This is a genomic window from Streptomyces sp. TRM70350 (assembly GCF_019219825.1).
Taxonomy (GTDB): domain Bacteria; phylum Actinomycetota; class Actinomycetes; order Streptomycetales; family Streptomycetaceae; genus Streptomyces.
On the sequence record NZ_JAHUXH010000015.1, the window covers coordinates 23,177 to 42,405 of the forward strand.

16 protein-coding genes are annotated in these 19,229 nt (G+C 73.7%); 2 read left to right on the forward strand and 14 right to left on the reverse strand.

The window, feature by feature from the left end:
- Nucleotides 1-3: 3 nt before the first annotated feature.
- The 3 genes from KWI83_RS22495 to KWI83_RS22505 form a co-directional block, all read right to left on the reverse strand.
- On the reverse strand, nt 4-1,203 hold the full coding sequence (locus KWI83_RS22495; RefSeq protein WP_218516177.1) for a glycoside hydrolase family 64 protein: 1,200 nt from the start codon (nt 1,201-1,203) through the stop codon (nt 4-6).
- A 150-nt stretch (nt 1,204-1,353) separates the two neighbouring features.
- Nucleotides 1,354-2,109, reverse strand: a complete 756-nt coding sequence (locus KWI83_RS22500; protein WP_218516178.1) for a dienelactone hydrolase family protein — start codon at nt 2,107-2,109, stop codon at nt 1,354-1,356.
- A gap of 134 nt (nt 2,110-2,243) precedes the next feature.
- The gene (locus KWI83_RS22505) at nt 2,244-2,864 is read right to left on the reverse strand and encodes an L-threonylcarbamoyladenylate synthase (protein WP_218516179.1); all 621 of its coding nucleotides are present in this window, start codon (nt 2,862-2,864) and stop codon (nt 2,244-2,246) included.
- 304 nt (nt 2,865-3,168) lie between these two features.
- Here KWI83_RS22505 and KWI83_RS22510 point away from each other — a divergent pair, with 304 nt between their 5' ends.
- Nucleotides 3,169-4,692: a helix-turn-helix domain-containing protein gene (locus KWI83_RS22510; protein WP_218516180.1), complete on the forward strand. Its 1,524-nt coding sequence runs from the start codon at nt 3,169-3,171 to the stop codon at nt 4,690-4,692.
- Nucleotides 4,693-4,819: 127 nt separating this feature from the next.
- Here KWI83_RS22510 and KWI83_RS22515 read toward each other — a convergent pair whose 3' ends face one another.
- The 7 genes from KWI83_RS22515 to KWI83_RS22545 form a co-directional block, all read right to left on the reverse strand.
- Nucleotides 4,820-6,055, reverse strand: a complete 1,236-nt coding sequence (locus KWI83_RS22515) for a cytochrome P450 (protein ID WP_218516181.1) — start codon at nt 6,053-6,055, stop codon at nt 4,820-4,822.
- The gene (locus KWI83_RS22520; RefSeq protein WP_218516182.1) at nt 6,052-7,290 is read right to left on the reverse strand and encodes a cytochrome P450; all 1,239 of its coding nucleotides are present in this window, start codon (nt 7,288-7,290) and stop codon (nt 6,052-6,054) included. The genes KWI83_RS22515 and KWI83_RS22520 overlap by 4 nt, the downstream gene beginning before the upstream one ends.
- Complete coding sequence (locus tag KWI83_RS22525; protein WP_218516183.1) at nt 7,287-7,889, reverse strand: ATP/GTP-binding protein; 603 nt, start codon at nt 7,887-7,889, stop codon at nt 7,287-7,289. The genes KWI83_RS22520 and KWI83_RS22525 overlap by 4 nt, the downstream gene beginning before the upstream one ends.
- A 217-nt stretch (nt 7,890-8,106) precedes the next feature.
- Complete coding sequence (locus KWI83_RS22530) at nt 8,107-8,469, reverse strand: DUF742 domain-containing protein (protein WP_218516184.1); 363 nt, start codon at nt 8,467-8,469, stop codon at nt 8,107-8,109.
- Entirely contained in the window at nt 8,466-8,888 is a 423-nt protein-coding gene (locus KWI83_RS22535; RefSeq protein WP_218516185.1) for a roadblock/LC7 domain-containing protein, read from the reverse strand. The genes KWI83_RS22530 and KWI83_RS22535 overlap by 4 nt, the downstream gene beginning before the upstream one ends.
- Nucleotides 8,885-10,282: an ATP-binding protein gene (locus KWI83_RS22540; protein ID WP_218516186.1), complete on the reverse strand. Its 1,398-nt coding sequence runs from the start codon at nt 10,280-10,282 to the stop codon at nt 8,885-8,887. Before KWI83_RS22540 ends, KWI83_RS22535 begins: the two co-directional genes overlap by 4 nt.
- Nucleotides 10,283-10,485: 203 nt before the next feature.
- The gene (locus KWI83_RS22545; protein ID WP_218516187.1) at nt 10,486-10,953 is read right to left on the reverse strand and encodes a hypothetical protein; all 468 of its coding nucleotides are present in this window, start codon (nt 10,951-10,953) and stop codon (nt 10,486-10,488) included.
- A gap of 253 nt (nt 10,954-11,206) precedes the next feature.
- Between KWI83_RS22545 and KWI83_RS22550 the strand changes: the two genes are divergently transcribed.
- Nucleotides 11,207-11,443 (forward strand): hypothetical protein, encoded by a 237-nt coding sequence (locus KWI83_RS22550; RefSeq protein WP_218516188.1) that lies wholly within the window; start codon nt 11,207-11,209, stop codon nt 11,441-11,443.
- Nucleotides 11,444-11,589: 146 nt separating this feature from the next.
- On the opposite strand, the gene KWI83_RS22555 is transcribed toward KWI83_RS22550, so the two are convergent.
- The 4 genes from KWI83_RS22555 to KWI83_RS22570 all read right to left on the reverse strand — a co-directional run bounded on the left by KWI83_RS22555 (nt 11,590) and on the right by KWI83_RS22570 (nt 19,136).
- Entirely contained in the window at nt 11,590-14,385 is a 2,796-nt protein-coding gene (locus tag KWI83_RS22555; RefSeq protein ID WP_218516189.1) for a SpoIIE family protein phosphatase, read from the reverse strand.
- A gap of 41 nt (nt 14,386-14,426) precedes the next feature.
- Nucleotides 14,427-16,994, reverse strand: a complete 2,568-nt coding sequence (locus KWI83_RS22560) for a SpoIIE family protein phosphatase (protein ID WP_218516190.1) — start codon at nt 16,992-16,994, stop codon at nt 14,427-14,429.
- 520 nt (nt 16,995-17,514) lie between these two features.
- On the reverse strand, nt 17,515-18,195 hold the full coding sequence (locus KWI83_RS22565) for a lipoprotein (RefSeq protein WP_218516191.1): 681 nt from the start codon (nt 18,193-18,195) through the stop codon (nt 17,515-17,517).
- A 74-nt stretch (nt 18,196-18,269) separates the two neighbouring features.
- Nucleotides 18,270-19,136 (reverse strand): fructosamine kinase family protein, encoded by an 867-nt coding sequence (locus tag KWI83_RS22570; protein ID WP_308122137.1) that lies wholly within the window; start codon nt 19,134-19,136, stop codon nt 18,270-18,272.
- Between the last annotated feature and the right edge of the window lie 93 nt (nt 19,137-19,229).

Consider the following 19,229-nt stretch of genomic DNA (forward strand, 5'->3'; position numbering starts at 1 on the left):
ACGTCAGTCGAACGGATCCAGTGTCAGATACGCCTGCCGCGGACCGCCGTCGTGGACGAGGGACTCGTGGTGGCCGACGTCGTCGAAGGCGAACGCGTACGCCTTCCCGTCGGCCATCCGGTCATGGATGATCCGGGCGTAGTGGTTGGTCACCGCGTCCTGGTAGAAGTCCGCCGACGAGGTGTCCGGCTGGTTCGGGTTGGTGAGCAGCGTCGAGCGGTTGAAACCCGCGCACAGCGTGCGGGAGATCGGGCCGCGCACCTGGTCGTTGGGGGCGTCGAGCAGCCGGTGGCAACCGAGGACACTGCTCGCGTCGGGCTTCCGGAAGCTGGTGACGACCGCGCCGGAGCTGTTGGTGAAGTTCATGACACCGCCCAAGACCCGCCCGTAGTACTTCGTGTCGGGCTGGTCGGCGAACGGCGTGACGGTGAGCGTCGTCGTGGCGTACTTCTGCCAGACCCGGTCGATGTAGCCGTTCATGACCGACGCCGGAAGGGCCCCGGTCTCCAGCCCGTACAGCGGTGACAACGCCCGCAGCACGGTGCCGTCCGGCCGCGTCTGGATCAGCCCGCCCCAGCCGCCCTGCTGGGCCCGCAGCGCGTTGAACACCCCGTTGTAGCCGCCCGACGTGAGCCGCCCGGTGCTGCTCACGCTGCCGTCGGCGCGCTGCACCCCGACCGCGTACGGCGCCGAGAACATGTCGACCTGTGTGCTGTTGAGCCACAGACCGGAGTCGTTGAGGGTGTACTCGGACCAGTTGAAGAGGATGTCGCGGTTCGGGTCGCTCGGGTTCTGCACGGCCGGCTGCACCAGACCGCCCGTGGTGAGGCGGAAGTCGAGCTTCTGGCCGTACGAGAAGTAGATCCGGCCGGAGAGCTTGGGGATCCGGATCGTCTTGGACTGCCCGGCGGCCGGGCCGGGGATCGACGCGTCCGGCGCCGGGGTCGGTGGGGTGCCTCCGGGCGGCCAGGCGTGGAAGGTGCCGCTCGCGTCGGCCCAGCCCTGCTGACCCGTGGTCAGCGAGGTTCCCAGTGTGTAGAGGTACACCGGTTCGCCGCGGCCGGAGTTGTTGGTGATCTTCAGGGGGATGGTGGCGGGCACCGCGGCGTCCGCGGGCGGTGAGGAGCCGAACGTGAGCAGGGCGCCGAGCAGGGTGGCCGCCGCGGCCGCCGTGAGGAGCCGGTGTGTGAGGCTGGCGAGCACTCTCCACCTCCGTACGGTGTGGGGGGAGTTGGTCCGTACCTGTTTCTGAGAGCGCTCTCAGCGTTGCGCCGGGGCGCGTGCATGTCAATGTCTGCGGCACACGAAAGGGCGGTGCCCCCGTCCAGGGTCACCGCCCCTTGCCGGATCCCGTCAGAACGTGCGCTCCAGGAGGTCCAGCAGTGCCGCCCAGTGCCGCTTGTCGCCCTCCGCGTGGTACGACGCGGTGTCGGCCTGCGTGAACCCGTGCGGCGCGTCCGGATAGACCTCGCAGCGGTGCCGTACCCCCGCCGCGGTGAGAGCGTCCTCAAGGCGCTGGATCTGCTCGGGCGGCATGGACGGGTCCTGGTCGGCGTGCCCGAAGTACAGTTCCGCGGTGACCCGGTCGGCCACCAGGTGCGGACTGTCCGGCGCCCCGGTCGCCAGCTGTCCGCCGTGGAAACCAGCGGCCGCCGCGACACGCTCCGGATACGTCCCGGCGGTGAGCAGCGACAGCCGCGCGCCGAAGCAGTAGCCGGTCACCGCGACCGGGCCGTCCGCCACCTCGGGGCGCTCCGCCAGCCGGCGCAGATACGCGCCGGCGTCGCGCATCGCGAGCTCGGGCGTCAGGGCCTGCCCCATCGGCATGATCTGCTGGAGCAGCTGGCCGCGTGAGGCGTTGTCGATGAACCCGGGCAGCTCCACGACCGGGGCGCGCCCGTGACGGTAGAAGACGTTCGGCACCAGGACGGCGTACCCGGCCTCGGCCAGCCGGTCGGCCATCGACTTCAGCTGCGGCCGCAGCCCGAAGGCGTCCATGTAGAACAGGACCGCCGGGCGCGGGCCGCCGTCGCCGGGGTGGGTCAGAAAGGCGTCGGCGGTGCCGTCCTCGGTGGGGATGTCAACGTCCGTTCCCTGTACGGCTGTCATGGCTGGGCTGCCTCTCTGCGCGGTCGACGACGAGGGGCCCGCCGACTCGACGGGCCCGACGGCGGCCATCGTGACACGCGCGGGTAAGACCCCTAAGAAGCCCTGTTGGCCGCCGCGCCCGCCGCCTGCCCGACCTACTCGAACCGCGTCGTGTCACCCGCTCCGCGCCGTACGATCTCGGCCTCGCCCTCCGAGAAGTCGATCACCGTCGTCGGTTCCGTCCCGCAGTCCCCGGAGTCGACCACCCCGTCCAGGACGTGGTCGAGCCGGTCCTTGATCTCCCAGCCCTGCGTCATCGGCTCCTCCTCGTCGGGTAGGAGCAGCGTGCTGGACAGCAGCGGCTCACCGAGCTCGGCGAGCAGCGCCTGGGTGACGACGTGGTCGGGGATGCGCACGCCGACCGTCTTCTTCTTGGGGTGCTGGAGCATGCGCGGCACCTCCTTCGTCGCCGGCAGGATGAACGTGTAGCTGCCCGGCGTGGACGCCTTGACCGCGCGGAACACGTCGTTGTCGACCCGCACGAACTGGCCGAGCTGCGCGAAGTCCTGGCACACGAGGGTGAAGTGGTGCCGGTCGTCCAGTCGGCGGATGGAGCGGATCCGGTCGATGCCGTCCTTGCTGCCCAGACGGCAGCCGAGCGCGTAGCAGGAGTCGGTGGGGTATGCGATGAGCGCCCCCGACCGGACACTGTCGGCGACCTGGGCGATGGTGCGCGGCTGGGGGTTGTCGGGGTGCACGTCGTAGTACTTCGCCATCTGCCGAGCTTATGCCGGGGTCCCCACTTCGACACACCGTGGCCTGGCGAACTCGCGGCCTGCCTGCCTGCGCTGCCTCGGGCGCTGGACCGCCGGGTTGCGCGGGACTGCCCCCACCTCCGTGGAACCCACCGCCCCGCCCGCCCGCGTGGCGGTCCCGCCCTCACCCACCTGCCCGTTTCCCGCTCCCACCGCCCGGACCACCCCGCGAAGGTCCCGGCCCACCGCGGCTCACCGTGGGGTAAGGTCCCCGACCGATGTGCCCGACGCGACGTGAAGCGGGCGAAGGAGGCAGGGAGAGGACGTGGCCGGCCGAGAGGGTGAGGGCCGTCGCGCGGACGGAGCGGACGGCGTGGACGCGACATGGGCGCAGGAGTTGCTCGACCACCTGCGGCCGTCCGGGCGTGACGTCCGCCGGGTCGTCGCCTGGCTCGCCGACGCCGCGCACGCCGACGTGGCGCTCCAGGACGACACCGGTACCCTCCTCGCCGGTACCCGCACGCCCCTCGACGAGGCCCTGGTCGCCGACATCACCACCGGCCGGCTCGCCTCCGCCGCGCTCCAGGACCACGGACGCCACCTGAGGCTGGTCAGGGTCGAGCTCCCGCACCCCGCGACGGCGGGCGTCCTGGCGGTCTCCCGCCCCGCCCCCTTCGACCGGCGCACCGCCGACATCGTCACCCACACCGCAGGCGTCCTCGAACTCCTGCTGCGCGCCCGGGAGAGCGCCGCGGCCGGACACCGCCTGCGCCGCGCCACGTCGGATCTGCGGCTGGCGATCCTGCAACTGCTCATGGTCGAGGACACCGTCTCCGCCCGCCGGGTCGCCGCCGGTCTCTGGCCCGGTCTCCTCGACACGGACACGGCCTGCGTCTACGTCGCCGAGAGCCGCCCCGAGGACCGCGACCGGCTCGCCGAGGAGTGCCTCGCCGCCACGTCGGAGCAGGCCCTCGTCGTGCGCTGCCCGGCCGTCGACTCGCATGTGATCGTCGTGACGCCCGGCGAGGCCGCCGCCGCCGAACTGCGCGCGCTGGTCGGCGGCCGCCCCGGCACCTTCCTCGGCGGCAGCGCCCGGCAGAGCCTCGCCCGGACCGCGACCGCGTACGGCCAGGCCATCAGCGCCCTCGCCGTCGCGCACTTCCGCCCGGACAAGGCGGCGGTGTACGCCGAACGCACGCACCCCGAACGCCTCATGGACCCGGCCGCCCTCCGCGACTGGGCGGCCCGTGTCCTGCGCCCCCTGGACGCGCTGCCGCACCACACCCGCGCCGAACTCCTCGCCACCACCCGCCTCGGCCTGGAGTTCACCGCCGTCAACGCGGCCGCGGTGCTCGGCGTCAGCCGCAACACCGTCCGCGCCCGCATGGAACGCGTCGAGGGCCTGCTCGGCACCGACCTGTCCGACCTCACCGTCCGGGCCGCGGTCCACCTGGCCCTGAACACCCAGGCCGGCCTCGACCAGCAGCCCGGCGGCCACGGCGGCGCGGACACCCGGCTGGCCGATCTGCTGGCCGGGCCCGCCCTGCACACCTGGGCCCACCAGTTGCTGAGCCGCCTGGACAGCGACAGCCGGAACCCGCGCCGCACCCTGCGCACCTGGATCGCGGCCGGCGGCAACGCCGAACGAGCCGCGCACCTCCTGGGCGTCCATGCCCAGACCGTGCGCGAGCACGTGCGCGGGGCCGAGCCCGTCCTCGAACGCCAGCTTCTCGCCGGGGGCAGCGACCTCTACGAGGTGGTGCTCGCCCATCTGGCGCTCGGCGACCTCGACCTGCCCGCCCTGCCCGGGGCGAATCCGGGCCATCCGGACGCACCTGTGCACGGTTGAGTCCTCCGGGCACCCGAACGGGCATGGATGCGGTTCCCAATGAGCCGACCCGGCACGTAGGTTCGTCGCCAGCCGCAGGGGCACGACCGGAACGGGGGACCGGTCGCGCCCCCAGCGGCACCCCACCTCACCCCCGCAGCCGTACCGGCACCTGCTGCCAGCCGAACGCGATGAACGACGGCACCTGCCGCAACTCGCCCTCGGCCAGCCGGATCTGCGGGAAGCGGTCGAACAGCGCGGGCAGCGCGGTCAGCGCCTCCATCCGGGCCAGCGGCGCGCCGATGCACCGGTGCACACCGATCCCGAACGCCAGATGGTCCTCCGCGCCGCGCGTGGCGTCGAAGACGTCCGCGTCCGGCCCGTAGCGCGCGGGATCGACACCGGCGGCGGCGTACGTCGTGATGATGGCGTCCCCGGCCGGAATGGTCACGTCCCCGACCTTGATGTCGGTCACCGCGAACCGCAGCGGCAGTGAGGCGATGGACGGGTGCACCCGCAGCGTCTCGTCCACGACCGCGTCCCAGCCGATCTCCCCGGCCCGCACCGCCGCGAGCTGCTCGGGACGCCGCAGCAGGGCGACCACCGCGTTCCCGATCAGATTGACGGTCGTCTCGAACCCGGCGCCGATCACCAGCAGCAGCGTGTACAGCAGCTCCTCGTCGCTGAGCCGGTCGCCGTCCTCGTCGCGCACCCGGATCAGCTCGGTGGTCAGATCGTCACCGGGGTGCTCACTGCGGTGGGCGATCAGCGCGGGCAGCACCGTACCGATCTGCTGCTGCACGAACGCCGCGTGCTCCGGACTGGGGTCGGACGTGTCCATGATCGCCGCGATCAGCCGCGCGGTGCCGTCCCGCATCCCGTCCGGCACCCCGAACAGATCGCAGATGATCCGCATCGGCAGCGGATGGGCGAATCCGGCCTTCACGTCCACCACGTCACCACCGGCCCCGGCCGCCGCCAGCGCGTCGAGCAGCTCGGCGGTGACCGCCTCGACGCGCGGGCGCATCGCCTCGGTGCGCCGGTGCGTGAAGCTCGGCGAGACCAGTTTGCGCAGCCGGGCGTGGTCGGCGCCGTACGTGGAGAGCATGTTGACCACGCCGACCCAGCCGAGGATCCAGCCCCAGGACGGGTGTTCGCCGATCTGGGGCCACAACCGCCAGTGCAGCCGCGGGTCCTTGCTGACCTGCGGGTCGAGGATCAGTTCCTTGAGCACGTCGTAGCGGGTGGGCGCCCAGGCGGGTATGCCGCCGGGCAGCTCCACGGGCACCACGGGGCCGAGGGCGCGTAAGCGGGCGCTCTCGGCGGGGATGTCGGCGCCGAACGGATCGATGACGAAGCGGTCGAAGCGGTCGGTCGCGGTCATGGGCGGTCTCCTGGCTGGTCGGGGGAGCGAGGGGTGAAACGCACGGGCAGCGCGGTCAGCGACCGGTGGAAGGGGCCCGGCCGCCAGGTCAGGCGGTCCCGGGGCAGGACGGGTTCGAGGTCGGGCAGCCACTGGGTGAGCCGCTCGATCGCCTCCGTGGCGATCAGCAGGGTGTGCTGTTTGACCGGGCAGGCGTGCGGGCCCGCCGACCAGGACAGGTGCGAGGCGTCCCCGGGGTGCCGTTCGTCGCCGTGCTCCTGCTCGGCGAAGTACGCCAGCGCGCCGTAGGAGACGACCACCGGTACCGCCGCCCGGATCCACACGCCGTGGAAGGAGACGGGCCTGCGGGCGTAGTGGATGCCGTAGTTGGCGAGCGGCGTCTCGTGGTGCAGCACCTCCACCACCGCGTCCATCACGGGCCGGGCGCCACTGGTGAGCGTGGAGTAGTAGTCCGGGTTGCCGAGGATCCGCGACAGCGCGTTCGACACCAGGTTCGCGGTGGGTTCGTGTCCGGCGCCGAGGGTGAGGAACACCTGCCAGGTGACCTCTTCCGGGGTGAGTCCCGCCGGGTGGTCCAGGAGCCGGCTCGGCAGGTCGTCGCCGCGCTGCTCGGCCTTGGCCGCGATCAGTTCGAGGACGTACCCGCCGTACTCCGCCTCGCCCTCGGCGGCCCCGGCGCCGCCCTCCATCATCGTGCCGAGGGCGGCGTTGAGCCGTTCGCTCTGGCTGTCCGGCAGCCCGAACAGGCTGTTGAACACCAGCGCCATCAGCGGACGGGCGAAGTCGCCCACCAGATCGGCCTCGCCGCGCGGCCCGAACCGGCTCACCAGCACATGCACCGCCCGGTGCACCCGGGCCCGCAGATCGTGCGGCTCGACCAGGTCGAAGGTGTCGATCAGCGTGGTGCGGTAGCGCACGTGGTCGGCGCCGTCGGCGAACAGGGTGTTGGGCCGCCAGCGCATCATGCCGAGGACCGGCGAGTCGTCGGCGACGGTCGCCTCCCACGGCCGCGGGTCGTGCGAGAACGTCTCCGTGTCGTGCAGCAGCTCCAGCGCGGCCCGCCGGTCGACGACGACGTACGCCGGTACGCCCGGCGCCAGTTCGGCCCAGCCGATCGGGCCCTGGGCGCGCAGGTCGGCGTAGTAGCGGTACGGATCCAGCGCGAAGCCGTCCTCCCACAGCCGCACGGGCACCGAGCGGGAGAAGGCCTGCTGGGCAGGGGGGTAGGTGGTCACCGGGGCTCCGGGGGGTGGCGGTCGATCAGATGCTGGACCAGGGCGAGCAGCGCGTCGATGGACGAGTCCCGCTCCCGGGCGTCGCACGTCACCATCGGCGTGCCCGCGTCCAGGTCCAGGGCGGTGCGCAGCTGCTCCTCGGTGTGGTGGCGGGGCGCGTCCGGGAAGGCGTTGAAGGCGACCGCGTACGGCAGCCCGCTCTCCTCCACCAGCCCGAGCACGTCGAACGAGGCGTCGATCCGGCGGCTGTCCACCAGCACGAGCGCGCCGAGCGCCCCGTACGCGATGTCGTCCCACAGCGAGCGGAACCGCTCCTGTCCGGGCGTGCCGAACAGATACAGGACGATCCCGCCGGGCAGGCTGATCCGGCCGAAGTCGATGGCGACGGTGGTCGTCGACTTCTCCCGCACCCCGGCGAGGTCGTCCACCGTCGCGGACGCCTCGGTGAGGTGCTCCTCCGTGTGCAGCGGCCGGATCTCGGACACGGAGTCGATCAGAGTCGTCTTGCCCACCCCGAACGGGCCCGCGACCAGGATCTTCACCAGCTCGCGGGCGGTGTCGGGGAGGTGGATGCCGCTAGGGCCTGTCCGGCGGATCACGTCGCAGGAAATCGGCGGCTCCTTTGAGCGCAGGTGAGCGGGGTCTGGTGCGTCCAGCTGCAAGGCGGAGGAGGGCGGCGACGCGCTGGGGGTCCCCCCGCTCGAGCGAAGTCGAGAGTGGGGGAGTCGGCAACCGACGACAACGCCGCTGGGGGTCCCCCCTCTGGGGGAGGGCGTGCCAGACCTCGCGTCCGCGGCATGATCCGCCGGACAGGTCCTAGTCGTGCTTGAGGGCGCGCAGGCCATCGGCCACTCTCTTCAGCAGGTCGGGGTCGAACCGTTCGGCGGGCGGGATCGGCGCGCGGGCGAGCACCAGGTTCCGGTCGACGAGAGCGGCCGCCAGCACCCGCACCGCGGAGACCGGCAGCCGCAGCAGCGCCGCGGCCTCCACCACCGTCAGCGCGCCGTCGGCCAGTTCGTCCAGCAGGGCCCGTTGCGCGGTCGGCAGCTCGGCGGGCGCGACCTCGCCGGTGCCGGTGAGCACCGAGAGCCGCTCCAGCCGGGGACGGCTCGGCCGGGCCACGCCGCCCGTCGACAGATACGCGGGAACCAGGGGGCGGCCGCCTGGGCGGCCGGTCATGCCGACGGGGCGCCGTCGGCTCCTCGGGGCGCCGCGGCCATCGCCTTCTCACCGAGCCGCGCCACCTGCGAGTGCACCCGGTGCGCCAGCAGGTCCAGGCGCACCTCGGCATCCCCGTACGCGGCGACGACGGTGCCGTGGTCGGTCGGCACGATCAGGACGTAACCGTGGTCGGACTCGATGACGACCTGGCGTACCTCGGCCCGCTCCCGGTCGGCGAACGCCGCCGCGGCCGTCCGGCACGCGCCCTGCACGGTGCTGGTGATGGCGGCCACCCGCTCGGCCGACGGCTGCGACAGCGCGTCGGTGTACCCGGTGACGAGGCCGTCCCGGGTGAGCAGGACGGCGGCCACGACGTGCGGTACCTGCAGGATCGGTTCCAGCACCCACGCCGTGTCGCCCGCATCGCGGCTGGTCATCGAGCCGCTCCCCCTTCGTAGTCGGTCTGTTCGGTGTCGCTGGTCGCCTCGCCGGACCGTTCGGGCCCGCCGTCCCGGGCGACGGCCCGCGCCGCCGCCGTACCGGACTGCAGCGCGCCCAGAGCGGCCGCGGCCTCCTCGGGTCGCCGCGCCGGTCCGCGGGTCGCGGGCTCGCTGTCGGCGGTGGCCCGGTTCCGGCGCCGCCGCTGCGGCAGCCCTCCGGAGTCCCGCGGTCCGTCGTGCCGGGATACGGCACCGGAGGCGGCGTCGTCCGGTTCGGCGCCGTACGCGTGGGCCGGGGCGGGCGCGTCCTGCTCGGCCCGGCGGGTCGAGCGCGGGGCGCTGGCGGCGGGCGGCCGCTCCTCGGGGTCGATCCGGCTCAGCAGGTGGCTGTCGACCAGCAGCACCGCGCGCACCCCGCCGTACGGAGAGGGCGAGGACAGATCCACGCTCAGGTCGAACTGCCGGGTGAGCTGGCCGATCGCGGCGAGCCCCATGCGCGGCGGATCGCCGAGGTCGGTCAGCAGGATCGGCTCGGAACCGGCCACCAGCCGCTGGGCGCGGGCCCGTTCGTCCTGGGTCATGCCGAGCCCGGCGTCATCGACGGTCACGCACACGCCGTGGTGGACGTGCTCCAGGTTGACCGTCACGTCAGTGTCCGGAGCGGAGTGCCGCAGCGCGTTGTCCAGCAGCTCGGCGACGATGATCGCGACCGGTTCGACGGCGTGCGAGACCAGTGCGGTGCCCGGCCGAAGATGGTTGTGCACCCGGACCCGGTGGTAGCCCGCGAGCCGGGCCTGACCACCCGTCACCGCGTCCACCAGGTGGGAGTCCTCGCGGGCCAGTCCCACCCACGCCCCGCACACCACCGCGGCGACCTGTGCCCGGCGCAGCGACTGCTCGTTCTCGTGGTCGAGTTCGAACAGGGTCTGCGCCAATTCGGGGTCGTCATAGCGCTGTTGCAGCGCCCGCAGGGCGTCCTGCAAGCGGTACAGGGCCGCCTGGATCTCCCGGGTGGCGCCGCGCATCCCGGCCTGCGCGGCCGCGTCGATGCGGGTGCGCTGCGCGGTCAGCTCCACGCGCAGCGCGGCCAGGACGTCCTCCATCGCTCCGCCCAGTGGGGTGCCGGTGAGATGCGGCTGCCGTGGGCCGGGCACCGTGACGTGCGGGTGCGTCAGCTGCCGGGCGGCGGCCGGCATGCGCTGTGCGGCGAGGTGCCCGATCTCCGCGGTGAACGCGTGCAGGGTGCCGTCGAGTTGGCGGCGCAGCGCGGCGATCTCGGCCTGTTGCCGGGCCTGTAGGCGGCGGGACCGCATCAGCCCGGCACCGAGGGCGAGCGCGGACAGTGTGGCGGCGGCGAGCGCGCCGGCAACCAGGTCCGGTAATTCGATCATCGAAACGGTTCCAGGAGAGGGCGGGCAGGACGGAATCCGAAGCCCCGGTGGCGAGGCACTCGCAGCACAGTACAACCGACAGCGACCGATCTCGCACGATGAGCTGAGACTTGGCTTCGAATCGGCCCGCTCTCTGTTCGCTTCTGTGGCAACTGTCTGAATTGCCGTGTGTGGCAAGCGAGTTGATGCCCCTGGTGAGTCCGTTACGTGCCGCAGAGCGGCGCCAGCACCGACAGGCTGCTGTTCGCCTGCCGCAGTGCCAGTTCCAGGGTGGTCGGCGAGTGCAGCGTGCCCGTGCCGTCGGGCGGGATGAGCCACTCCAGGCACCGGGTGGACCGGTACGGCGGCGGCACCGCCACCCAGGACCCCCGGCCCGCGTGCCGCAGACCGGCGCCGATCCACTTGCTGTCGGGGTCCGGCGGCAGGAAGAAGCCGACCCGGTGGGCGGCGGTGTCCACCAGCGTCGGCCCCGGCACCGGCAGCGCGGGCCGCCACAGCAGGTCCAGCGTGAGCAGGCCCAGCTGGTCGGGAACGCTCAGCACGTCCCAGAAGCGTCCTGCCTCCAGCAGGACGACGCCCTCACCCCGGTCCCAGTCCCGCTTGCACACCCTGGGATCGGGCGCGGCCGCGGCCAGCCATTCCACTCCGCGCGTCCAGACGAAATCGCTCATGTTCCGCTCCGGGGGATGTCCGCTCGGCCCCGGTGGAGGCCGATCCGGCATATGCATGCTGGTAGATATTTCTATCCGGCGGAAGGGGTGGCGCGGGCTGGCGTTTGCGGCGGTTGCGTTCGAAAGTCGTCGCCGCGTTCGACGTACGACGTGGTGACCTGCCGGTGTGCCCGGCGGCCGGCGGGGTACCCGTGCCGCGCTGAGGGGTCCGAGCCCGAAGGACCCCGGTGAACCGGCGAAGGAGGAGGCCCGGATGACCAGTGGCACGGAGACCGGCGGCGTGACCGGCACGCCGGACAAGGACTACAACCTGATCTGGTACGTGGAGGCGTGTCTGAACAACGCGCTGCGCCTGGAGACGTACATCCAGGACGCGGAGCGCGACAAGGACACGGAGCTCGCGGACCTGTTCCGCAAGGCCCAGGCGGACAGCCGCAAGGGCGCCGAACTGGGCAAGGCCCTCCTGCGCTCCCGGCTCGACGGCGGCTGATCCAGGCCTGCCGGACGGCCGGGCCCGGACACCGACGCGCACGCCGGTGTCCGGGCCCTCGCGCGTGCGGGGCGCCGTCAGGGGGTCGAGGCGGAGCAGAACCCGAGGGCGGTGCAGCCGCGGCCGTCGCCGACGGTATGGCCGCCTTACGGCAACGGCTGTTCGGCCCAGATCACCTTGCCGCCGGGCAGATAACGGGTGCCCCAGCGTTCGGCGAGCTGCGCGACCAGGAACAGACCGCGCCCGCCCTCGTCCGTCATCGCCGCGTACCGCAGATGCGGGGCCGTGTTGCTGCTGTCGAACACCTCGCAGATCAGGCTCCGGTCGCGCAGCACCCGCACCCGGATCGGCACCCCGCCGTAGCGGATCGCGTTGGTGACCAGCTCGCTGAGGATCAGCTCCGTGGTGAACCCCAGGTCCTGAAGGCCCCACTCCGTCAGCCGCCGGGTGACCGAGGCACGTACCTCGGCGACGGCCGCCGGATCGGACGGCACGTCCCAGGCGGACACCCGGTCGGGCCCCAGGGCCTGGGTACGGGCGACGAGCAGGGCGATGTCGTCGCTCGGCCGGGCCGCCAGCCGCGAGTCCAGCACCGCCCGGCAGGTGTCCTCCGGCGACGGCCCCGCCTGCTCCAGGGCGGCGCGCAGCAGGTCGAGGCCGACGTCGATGTCCCGCTCCCGGTCCTCCACCAGCCCGTCGGTGTACAGGACCAGCCGGGTGCCCTCCGCCACCTCCACCTCCGCCGTCTCGAACGGCAGACCGCCCAGCCCCAGCGGGGGACCGGCGGACACGTCGGGGAACTCCACGCTGCCGTCCGGGCGGACCAGCGCCGGCGGCGGATGCCCGGCGCGGGCGATCGCGCAGCGCCGCACCACCGGGTCGTAGATCGCGTACAGGCAGGTCGCGCCGGTGATGGGGGCGCTGCCGCCCTCCGCCGCCTCGTCCTGGTCGATCCGGGCGACCAGTTCGTCGAGCAGCCCGAGCAGCTCGTCGGGTGCGAGGTCCAGGGAGGAGAAGTTGTGCACCGCCGTGCGCAGCCGGCCCATCGTCGCGGCGGCGTGCAGCCCGTGCCCCACCACGTCTCCGACGACCAGGGCGACCCGGGCCCCGGACAGCGGCAGTACGTCGAACCAGTCGCCGCCGACCCCGGCCTGGGCCGGCAGATAGCGGTAGGCGATCTCCAGGGCGCTCTGCTCGGGCAGCGTGCGCGGCAGCAGACTGCGCTGCAGCGTCACCGCCATGGTGTGCTCGCGCGTGTAGCGGCGGGCGTTGTCGATGGACACGGCGGCCCGGGCGACCAGCTCCTCGGCGAGGGCCAGGTCCTCCGCGTCGAAGGGCTCGGGGTTGTCCGCACGCCAGAAGGTGACCATCCCGAGGATCAGGGAGCCCGCCCGCAGGGGCGCCGTGATCAGTGAGTGGATGCCGTATTCCAGGGCCTGCGAGGTGAGTTCGAAATCCTGCGCCTGCCAGCCGGGGGCCTCCCGCAGACGGGGCTCCAGGGTCGCCCGCCCGGCGCGCAGACTGCGGGCCTGCGGCGAGGACGGGACGAACCGGATCCGCTCGCCCACCGGATACAGCGGCGGATCCTTGCCCACGCCCGCCAGGGCCGTCCGGCGCAGCTGGGTCCCGACCTCCGGCTGCTCACCGCTCAGCACGGCGTCGAACAGGTCCACGGTCACGAAGTCCGCGAACCGCGGCACGGCCAGATCGGCCAGCTCCTCGGCGGTCCGGGTGACGTCCAGGCTGGTGCCGATGCCCACACCGGCCGCGTACAGCATGTCGAGACGCTCCCGCGCCACCTCGGCCCGGCCCGACAGGGCCCGCAGTTCGGTCGAGTCGCGCAGGGTCGCGACGCTGCCGTGCGGGCCGCCGCGCAGATGGGTGGGCCGCTGGTTGATCGCCAGCAGCCGGTCCTTGACCAGCCGCACCTCGTCCGTGGCGACCCGCCCCGACGCCAGCAGCTCGGCGGTGTCCGCAGGCAGCCCCAGGTCCAGGACCCGGCGGCCCTCGGCGTCGTCGGGCAGACCGAGCAGCCGGCGTGCCTCGTCGTTGGCGAGCAGCAGGGCGCCGTCGCCGTCGACGATGATCACCCCCTCCCGTACGGCGTGCAGCACCGCGTCGTGGTGCTCGTACATCCGGGTCATCTCACGTGGCCCGAGGCCCCGCGTCTGGCGCAGCAGCCGGCGGCTCACCAGCGCCGTGCCCGCCGTGGCCATCACCAGTGCGCCGGCCGCGGTGAACAGCACCATCGGCAGCTGCCGGTTGGCCGCGCCGCCCACGTGCTCGGTGGTGATGCCGGCCGACACCAGGCCGACCACCCTGCCGTCGGGCGCCTTGACCGGCACCACGGCCTGCACCAGCGGACCTATCGTCCCGGTGATGTGCTCGACGACGGTCCCACCGGCCAGCGCGGGCTGAATGGTGCCGACGAACCGATGGCCGATCCGGTCCGGGACGGGATGCGTGTAGCGAATGCCGTCGGTGTTCATCACCACGATGAAGTCGACCTTCGCCGCCTCGCGGGCCGCCTCGGCCCGTGGCTGCAGGATGGCCGTGGGGTCGGGGCTGGTCAGCGCCTCGCGGGTGCCCGGTGCGTTGGCGAAGGTCTCGGCGACCGCCAGGGACCGGTTACGGGCCTCCATGGTGCTGTCGCTGCGGCTCTGCACCACCAGCGCCACCACGGCCACCACGACCAGCAGCAGCACGATCACGACCTGGAAGACGAACACCTGGCCGGCCACACTGCGTCCGCTGAGCGCCGACCGTATGGTCGTGGCGGGACTCCACCGTGACCGGTGGCCGTGCCGCCGCCCGTCCGGCCCGCCGTCCGCGGCGGACCGCGCCCGCCGCTCGCTCACCTCGGAGGCAGGCGTGCGGGCGGCGCGCGCTGTTGCGGGGGGACGCGTGGGCCGAGTCCGGGATCGGCCCAATTGCCGGACCATGTGCCCTGTCTACACTCCCGAGCCCGAGGAGGCGAGGGAAGTCACGCAGTGCGGTGAGGTGTGTGTGTCGGGTGACGGAGTTCGCGGTACAGTGCTCCGCCCTCCGTCCCGGAGCGGCGGGCGGCGAGCAGCAGCGCGATGTCGTCGGGCCGGTCCGCGGCGTGCCGGGCGGTGGCCGTGAGCCGGTCGGCGACGGTGACCAGGGAACGGCCGCCCGGCCGGCCCACCGAGGCACCGGCCCTGGCCAGCGCCACCCGCAGGGCGCTGATCCCGTCGTCGATGTCGCCGCCCGGCCGCTCGACGAGCCCGTCCGTGTACAGCGCGAGCACGGCACCGGGGTCCATCACCAGCTCGGTCACCGGGTACTGGGCGAGCGGGTCCACCCCGAGCACCACACCGCCGGGAATGTCCAGCACGAGCGTACGGCCGCCCGGGCGGCGCAGCAGCGGCGGCAGGTGCCCCGCGCGAGCCACCATGGCGCGGCCGGTGACGGGGTCGAGCCGGACGTAGCAGCAGGTCGCGAACTGGCCGGGGTCGAGGTCGATGAGCAGATGGTTGGTGCCGCTCAACACCTCGTCCGGCGGCCGGTCGTCCAGCGCGAACGCGCGCACCGCGCTGCGCAGCTGCCCCATGGTCGCCGCCGCCTGCGCCCCGTGCCCCTGCACGTCGCCGATCACCAGGGCGAGCCCGTCCCCGGCCTCGACCACGTCGTACCAGTCGCCGCCCACGTCCATGCCCTGCGTGCCCGGCAGATACCGGCCCGCCGTCTCCACCCGGGGATGGACCGGCAGCCGCCGGGGGAGCAGGGCACGCTGCAGTCCGCGAGCGAGCGCCGCCTCGGTCTCGTAGCGCTGTGCCTTCTCCATGGCGTGCGCGATCAGCCCGGCGAGCGCGGTGAGGACCGTCCTCTCCTCGGTGCTGAAGCTGCGGGGCCGGTCGAAGCCGAGGATGCAGGAGCCGACCGGCCGCCCCGACGCGATCAGCGGCAGAAACGCGCGGGCCCCCTCGGTGGCGTCCAGCGGGATGCCGGGGTAGGCGTCCGCCAGCTGCTGCATCGAGTCGAAGAACAGGGGCTGGCCGGTCGTCAGCGTCTCCACGCCGGGCAGCCGGGCGTCGAGGCCCACGCCCTCGAAGGGCGCGAGGAACCCGGGCGGGAAGCCGGTCTCCCAGGCCAGGTACAGGTGCCGGTCCTGGAGCAGGTAGATGGCGAGACGGCGGCCGCCGAACGCGGGCAGCAGCTCCTGCATGACGACGGCGGAGACCTGCCGCGCGGTGGTCGCCTCGGTCAGCGCGATGGCGAGGACGATCGGCCGGTGCACCGGCGAGGTCGCCGCCACGCCGGTGCCGGCGGCCTCGTCGGTGGCCTCGGGCGCGACCGGAGCCTGCGAGCCGCGATGGGCGGGGCCGATGGTACAGGTCAGAAAGTCCGGGCCGGGATGGACGGAGACGGACAGCCAGTCCCCGCCGTACGGCTCGAACTGCTGGGTGCCGCTCTCCCGCCCGCCGGGCGGCGGCCGTCTGATGTGGAAGTGCACCGGCTGCGGGGACAGCAGCGCCGCCCGCAGATGGTCCTCGCAGGCCGGCTGGCTCAGCCAGGGCACGCCCTCCCACAGCGCACGCCCCAGGAAGCGTGCCCGCGGCTCGCCCAGCAACTCGGCGGCGCGCGGATTGGCGTACACGATCAGCCCCAGCCGGTCCAGGCAGAACACCCCTTGGGGCAGCTGGTCGGCGGCCGCGTCGGCCACCGAGGCCGCGTCGAGCACGATCCCGCTGATCGGCTGGTCCGGGCCGTGGACGGTGGCATCCGGGCTCCACAGCTCCACCAGCCGGGGCGCGCCCTCGGCGGTCCGCACCTGCAGCGGCCCGGACGGCTGCTTACCGGCGGCCGCCTCCCGCAGCAGGTCCACGAGCCGGTTCGTGTCCTCCGCGGCCACGGCCCGGACCAGCGCGTCCGCGCCCCAGGGCCGGTCCTCGGCGGCCAGCCGCAGCAGCAGCCGCGCGTTGTCGTCCGCCGTGAGCAGGTCGGTCGTGGGCTGCCAGGTGAAACACCCCACCCGGCCCGACGGCGGGCGCGTTCCGGGCGGTCGGACGCACAGCGGCTCCTCCTCCCAGACGAGCGGCACCCCCGCCGCCTCCAGCCGCCGCACGGCGGCCCCCAGCTCCTCGGCGATCTCGGCCACCCGATCCCGCTCGGCCAGCACCTCGGTGATGTCGGAGGCGGGCGGCAGCAGCACGGTCAGGACGCCGAAGGGTCCCGACGACCCCATGACGGGCACGTTGATCGTGCCCACCGGGAACGGCAGTCCGGCCGCGAACTGCGGATAGCGGCGCATGCTCTCGGTGGTGTTCGGCAGGACGACGTTCACGCCGAGCCGGTAGGCGTCGGCGACCGGGAACCGGCGGTCCACGTGCAGCCGCCACCAGGGCCGGTACAGCCGCCCCGGCAGCCCCACCAGGACGGCGAGCCGCAGGACGCCGGGTGTGCCGGACGGCATGTAGACGCCCGCGGCGCGGCCCTTGGTGGCGCGGACCGCCTCGGCCGCGGCGTCGGCCAGCAGCGTGGCCAGCCCGCCGGGCGTTCCTTTCCGGCCCTCGGCGCTCGCAGTCATCGGCCCTACCTCGTCCATGCGCGCCGTTGCGCAGGCGACACAGCAAGAATGCGCCACGACGGCCCTTGCCCGCACCTGGGCGGGCGCGAATCCGGAGCGTACGCCATGGGCAGGCGGAGGGGACCTGTCCCGACAGCCCCTTCTGCCGAAGCGGCGGCCGGACGGGCCGAGCGGGGGCGTCGACAGCGGCCCGCCTTGAGAGGTGGGCCGAGCATGGCGTCGAGGGGGTGGGCCGGGTTGTGGGATGGCCCGAGCGGGGTCTGGCGGGTGTCGAGGTGTGGCCGTGTTTGTGGGTGGCCGAGTAGGGCCGAGTGGTGGCTGCCGGGGGTGGCACCGGCTCGGCGGGTGGGCCGAGCGGGGACCAGTGGGTGTCGAGGTGTGGCCGTGTTTGTGGGGTGGGCCGAGTAGGGCCGAGTGGTGGCTGCGAGGGGCGGCCCCGGCTCGGCGGGTGGGCCGAGTAGGGGCCGACCGGTGCTTTCGAGGAGCTGGGGGCAGGGCTCGCCCCGTGCCCCGCGCGGGCTCAGGATGCCCGCAACGTCCGCTTGGCGAGCTCGTACGCCGGGAGCATCGCCTCGTGCTCCGCGGTGTCCAGCCCGCCGAGGTGCAGGACGACCGGGCCGTCCGGAGTGGTGACGGCGAGGGCGCGCTCCGCCTTGGGCTCGTCCGTCAGCTCGCTCTCGTACAGGTACCCCACCTCCGCACCGGCGAGGTCGCCCGCCTCGAACGGCCGGTACTTCTCCCCGCTGACGCCCTTCTCGGCGGCCAGGAACTCTTCCAGGACGGCACGCGCGTCGGTGTTGCCCGGCTCGCCGGTCCAGACCCGCAGGAAGCCGATGTGACCGGCGGGCTTGGCGTCCACCTCGCACGCGGCGGTCAACGGCCCCTGCCGCCACACCATGTCGGCGACCTCCTCCGGCATGTCCTCCGAGGCGCCGGCGACGGACTCCGCCTCCCACTTCGCGGCGATGTCGAAGGTGACGGGCAGCTCGCAGGCCGACCCCGCCGCCCCGATGGCGCCACCGCTCTCGACGCCCTTGGCGGCCGATTCCGCCGTGGTCGCCTTGTCCGCCCCGCCCGCTGCCGAGGCGCTCGCGGTCGCCTGGGCAGCGTCCTCCGCCGCTTCCCCACAGCCCGTCAACAGACCCGCCACCAACGCCACGTGGACCAGCCCCCGCCACGCGTTCCCCGCCCCGACCTGCACCGCGGTGTCTCCTCTCGGTTGAGGCGGGCACTGTATCCCGGCGCCCCCCGGGCAGCGCACGGGGGCCCCGTGGCTCAGCGGGCCAGCGTGGCCCGGGCCGCCTCCAGCGCCTGCACGGCGTAGGACCGGCCGAACAGCACGGCGTGCACGAGGAGCGGAAAGAGCTGGTGCAGCGCGACGCGGTCCCGCCAGCCGTCGGCCGGCGGGGCGGCCTCCTGGTAGCCGTCGAGCACCTCGTCGAGGTGGGGGCAGCCGAAGAGACGGAGCATGGCGAGGTCGGTCTCGCGGTGCCCGCCGTGCGCGGCCGGGTCGATGAGCCAGGCGTGCCCGTCGGCGCCCCACAGCACATTGCCGTTCCAGAGGTCGCCGTGCAGCCGGGCGGGCGGCTCGGCGGGTCCCGCGAGTTCAGGGAGCCGCTCGCAGACCCGCTCGACGATGCTCGCCTCGGCGGCGCGCACGATCCCGTCGTCCACGGCACGCCGCAGATACGGCAGCACGCGGTGCTCGGCGTACCAGGTGGGCCAGTCGGTGCCGGGGACGTTGCGCATCGGGGCGAGCCCGATCGACGCGTCCCTCGGGCCGCCCGGCGGCGGAGCCCCGAACGCCTCCGCGCCGGAGGCGTGCAGCGCGGCCAGGTCACGCCCGAAGCGCACCGCCGCCCGCCCGCTGGGCCGCCCGTCCGGCACCCGGTCGGTCACCAGCCACCGCCCGTCATGACCGTGCACGGCCGGGACCCGCACCGAGCCCGCCGCGCCGAGCCACCGCAGTCCCGCCGCCTCGGCCCCCACTCCGCCCGGCGCGTCCTGGCGTTTCGCCATCACCACCCGCCCGTCGTCGAGGGTGACCTCGGCGAGCGTGCCGGACACCGGTCGCACGCCGGTCACCGCCCGCCCGGTGAACCGGGCCGCCGCGGCCCCGGGCTCCTGGTCGCTGCTCTGCACGGCCCCCACCGTACGACAGGGCGGGACCGGCCATTTGCGGTATCGGCAAAGGCGTTTGTCCCGCAGCCACGGCCGGGCGAGGCTCGGTCCGAG

Excerpts from the sequence above, each read along its gene's own strand:
- KWI83_RS22545 (WP_218516187.1), bottom strand. The coding sequence starts at position 10,953 with ATGAGCGATTTCGTCTGGACGCGCGGAGTGGAATGGCTGGCCGCGGCC.
- KWI83_RS22555 (WP_218516189.1), bottom strand. The coding sequence starts at position 14,385 with ATGGTCCGGCAATTGGGCCGATCCCGGACTCGGCCCACGCGTCCCCCC.
- KWI83_RS22550 (WP_218516188.1), top strand. The coding sequence starts at position 11,207 with ATGACCAGTGGCACGGAGACCGGCGGCGTGACCGGCACGCCGGACAAG.
- KWI83_RS22500 (WP_218516178.1), bottom strand. The coding sequence starts at position 2,109 with ATGACAGCCGTACAGGGAACGGACGTTGACATCCCCACCGAGGACGGC.
- KWI83_RS22515 (WP_218516181.1), bottom strand. The coding sequence starts at position 6,055 with ATGACCGCGACCGACCGCTTCGACCGCTTCGTCATCGATCCGTTCGGC.
- KWI83_RS22530 (WP_218516184.1), bottom strand. The coding sequence starts at position 8,469 with ATGACCGGCCGCCCAGGCGGCCGCCCCCTGGTTCCCGCGTATCTGTCG.
- KWI83_RS22560 (WP_218516190.1), bottom strand. The coding sequence starts at position 16,994 with ATGACTGCGAGCGCCGAGGGCCGGAAAGGAACGCCCGGCGGGCTGGCC.
- KWI83_RS22505 (WP_218516179.1), bottom strand. The coding sequence starts at position 2,864 with ATGGCGAAGTACTACGACGTGCACCCCGACAACCCCCAGCCGCGCACC.
- KWI83_RS22540 (WP_218516186.1), bottom strand. The coding sequence starts at position 10,282 with ATGATCGAATTACCGGACCTGGTTGCCGGCGCGCTCGCCGCCGCCACA.
- KWI83_RS22535 (WP_218516185.1), bottom strand. The coding sequence starts at position 8,888 with ATGACCAGCCGCGATGCGGGCGACACGGCGTGGGTGCTGGAACCGATC.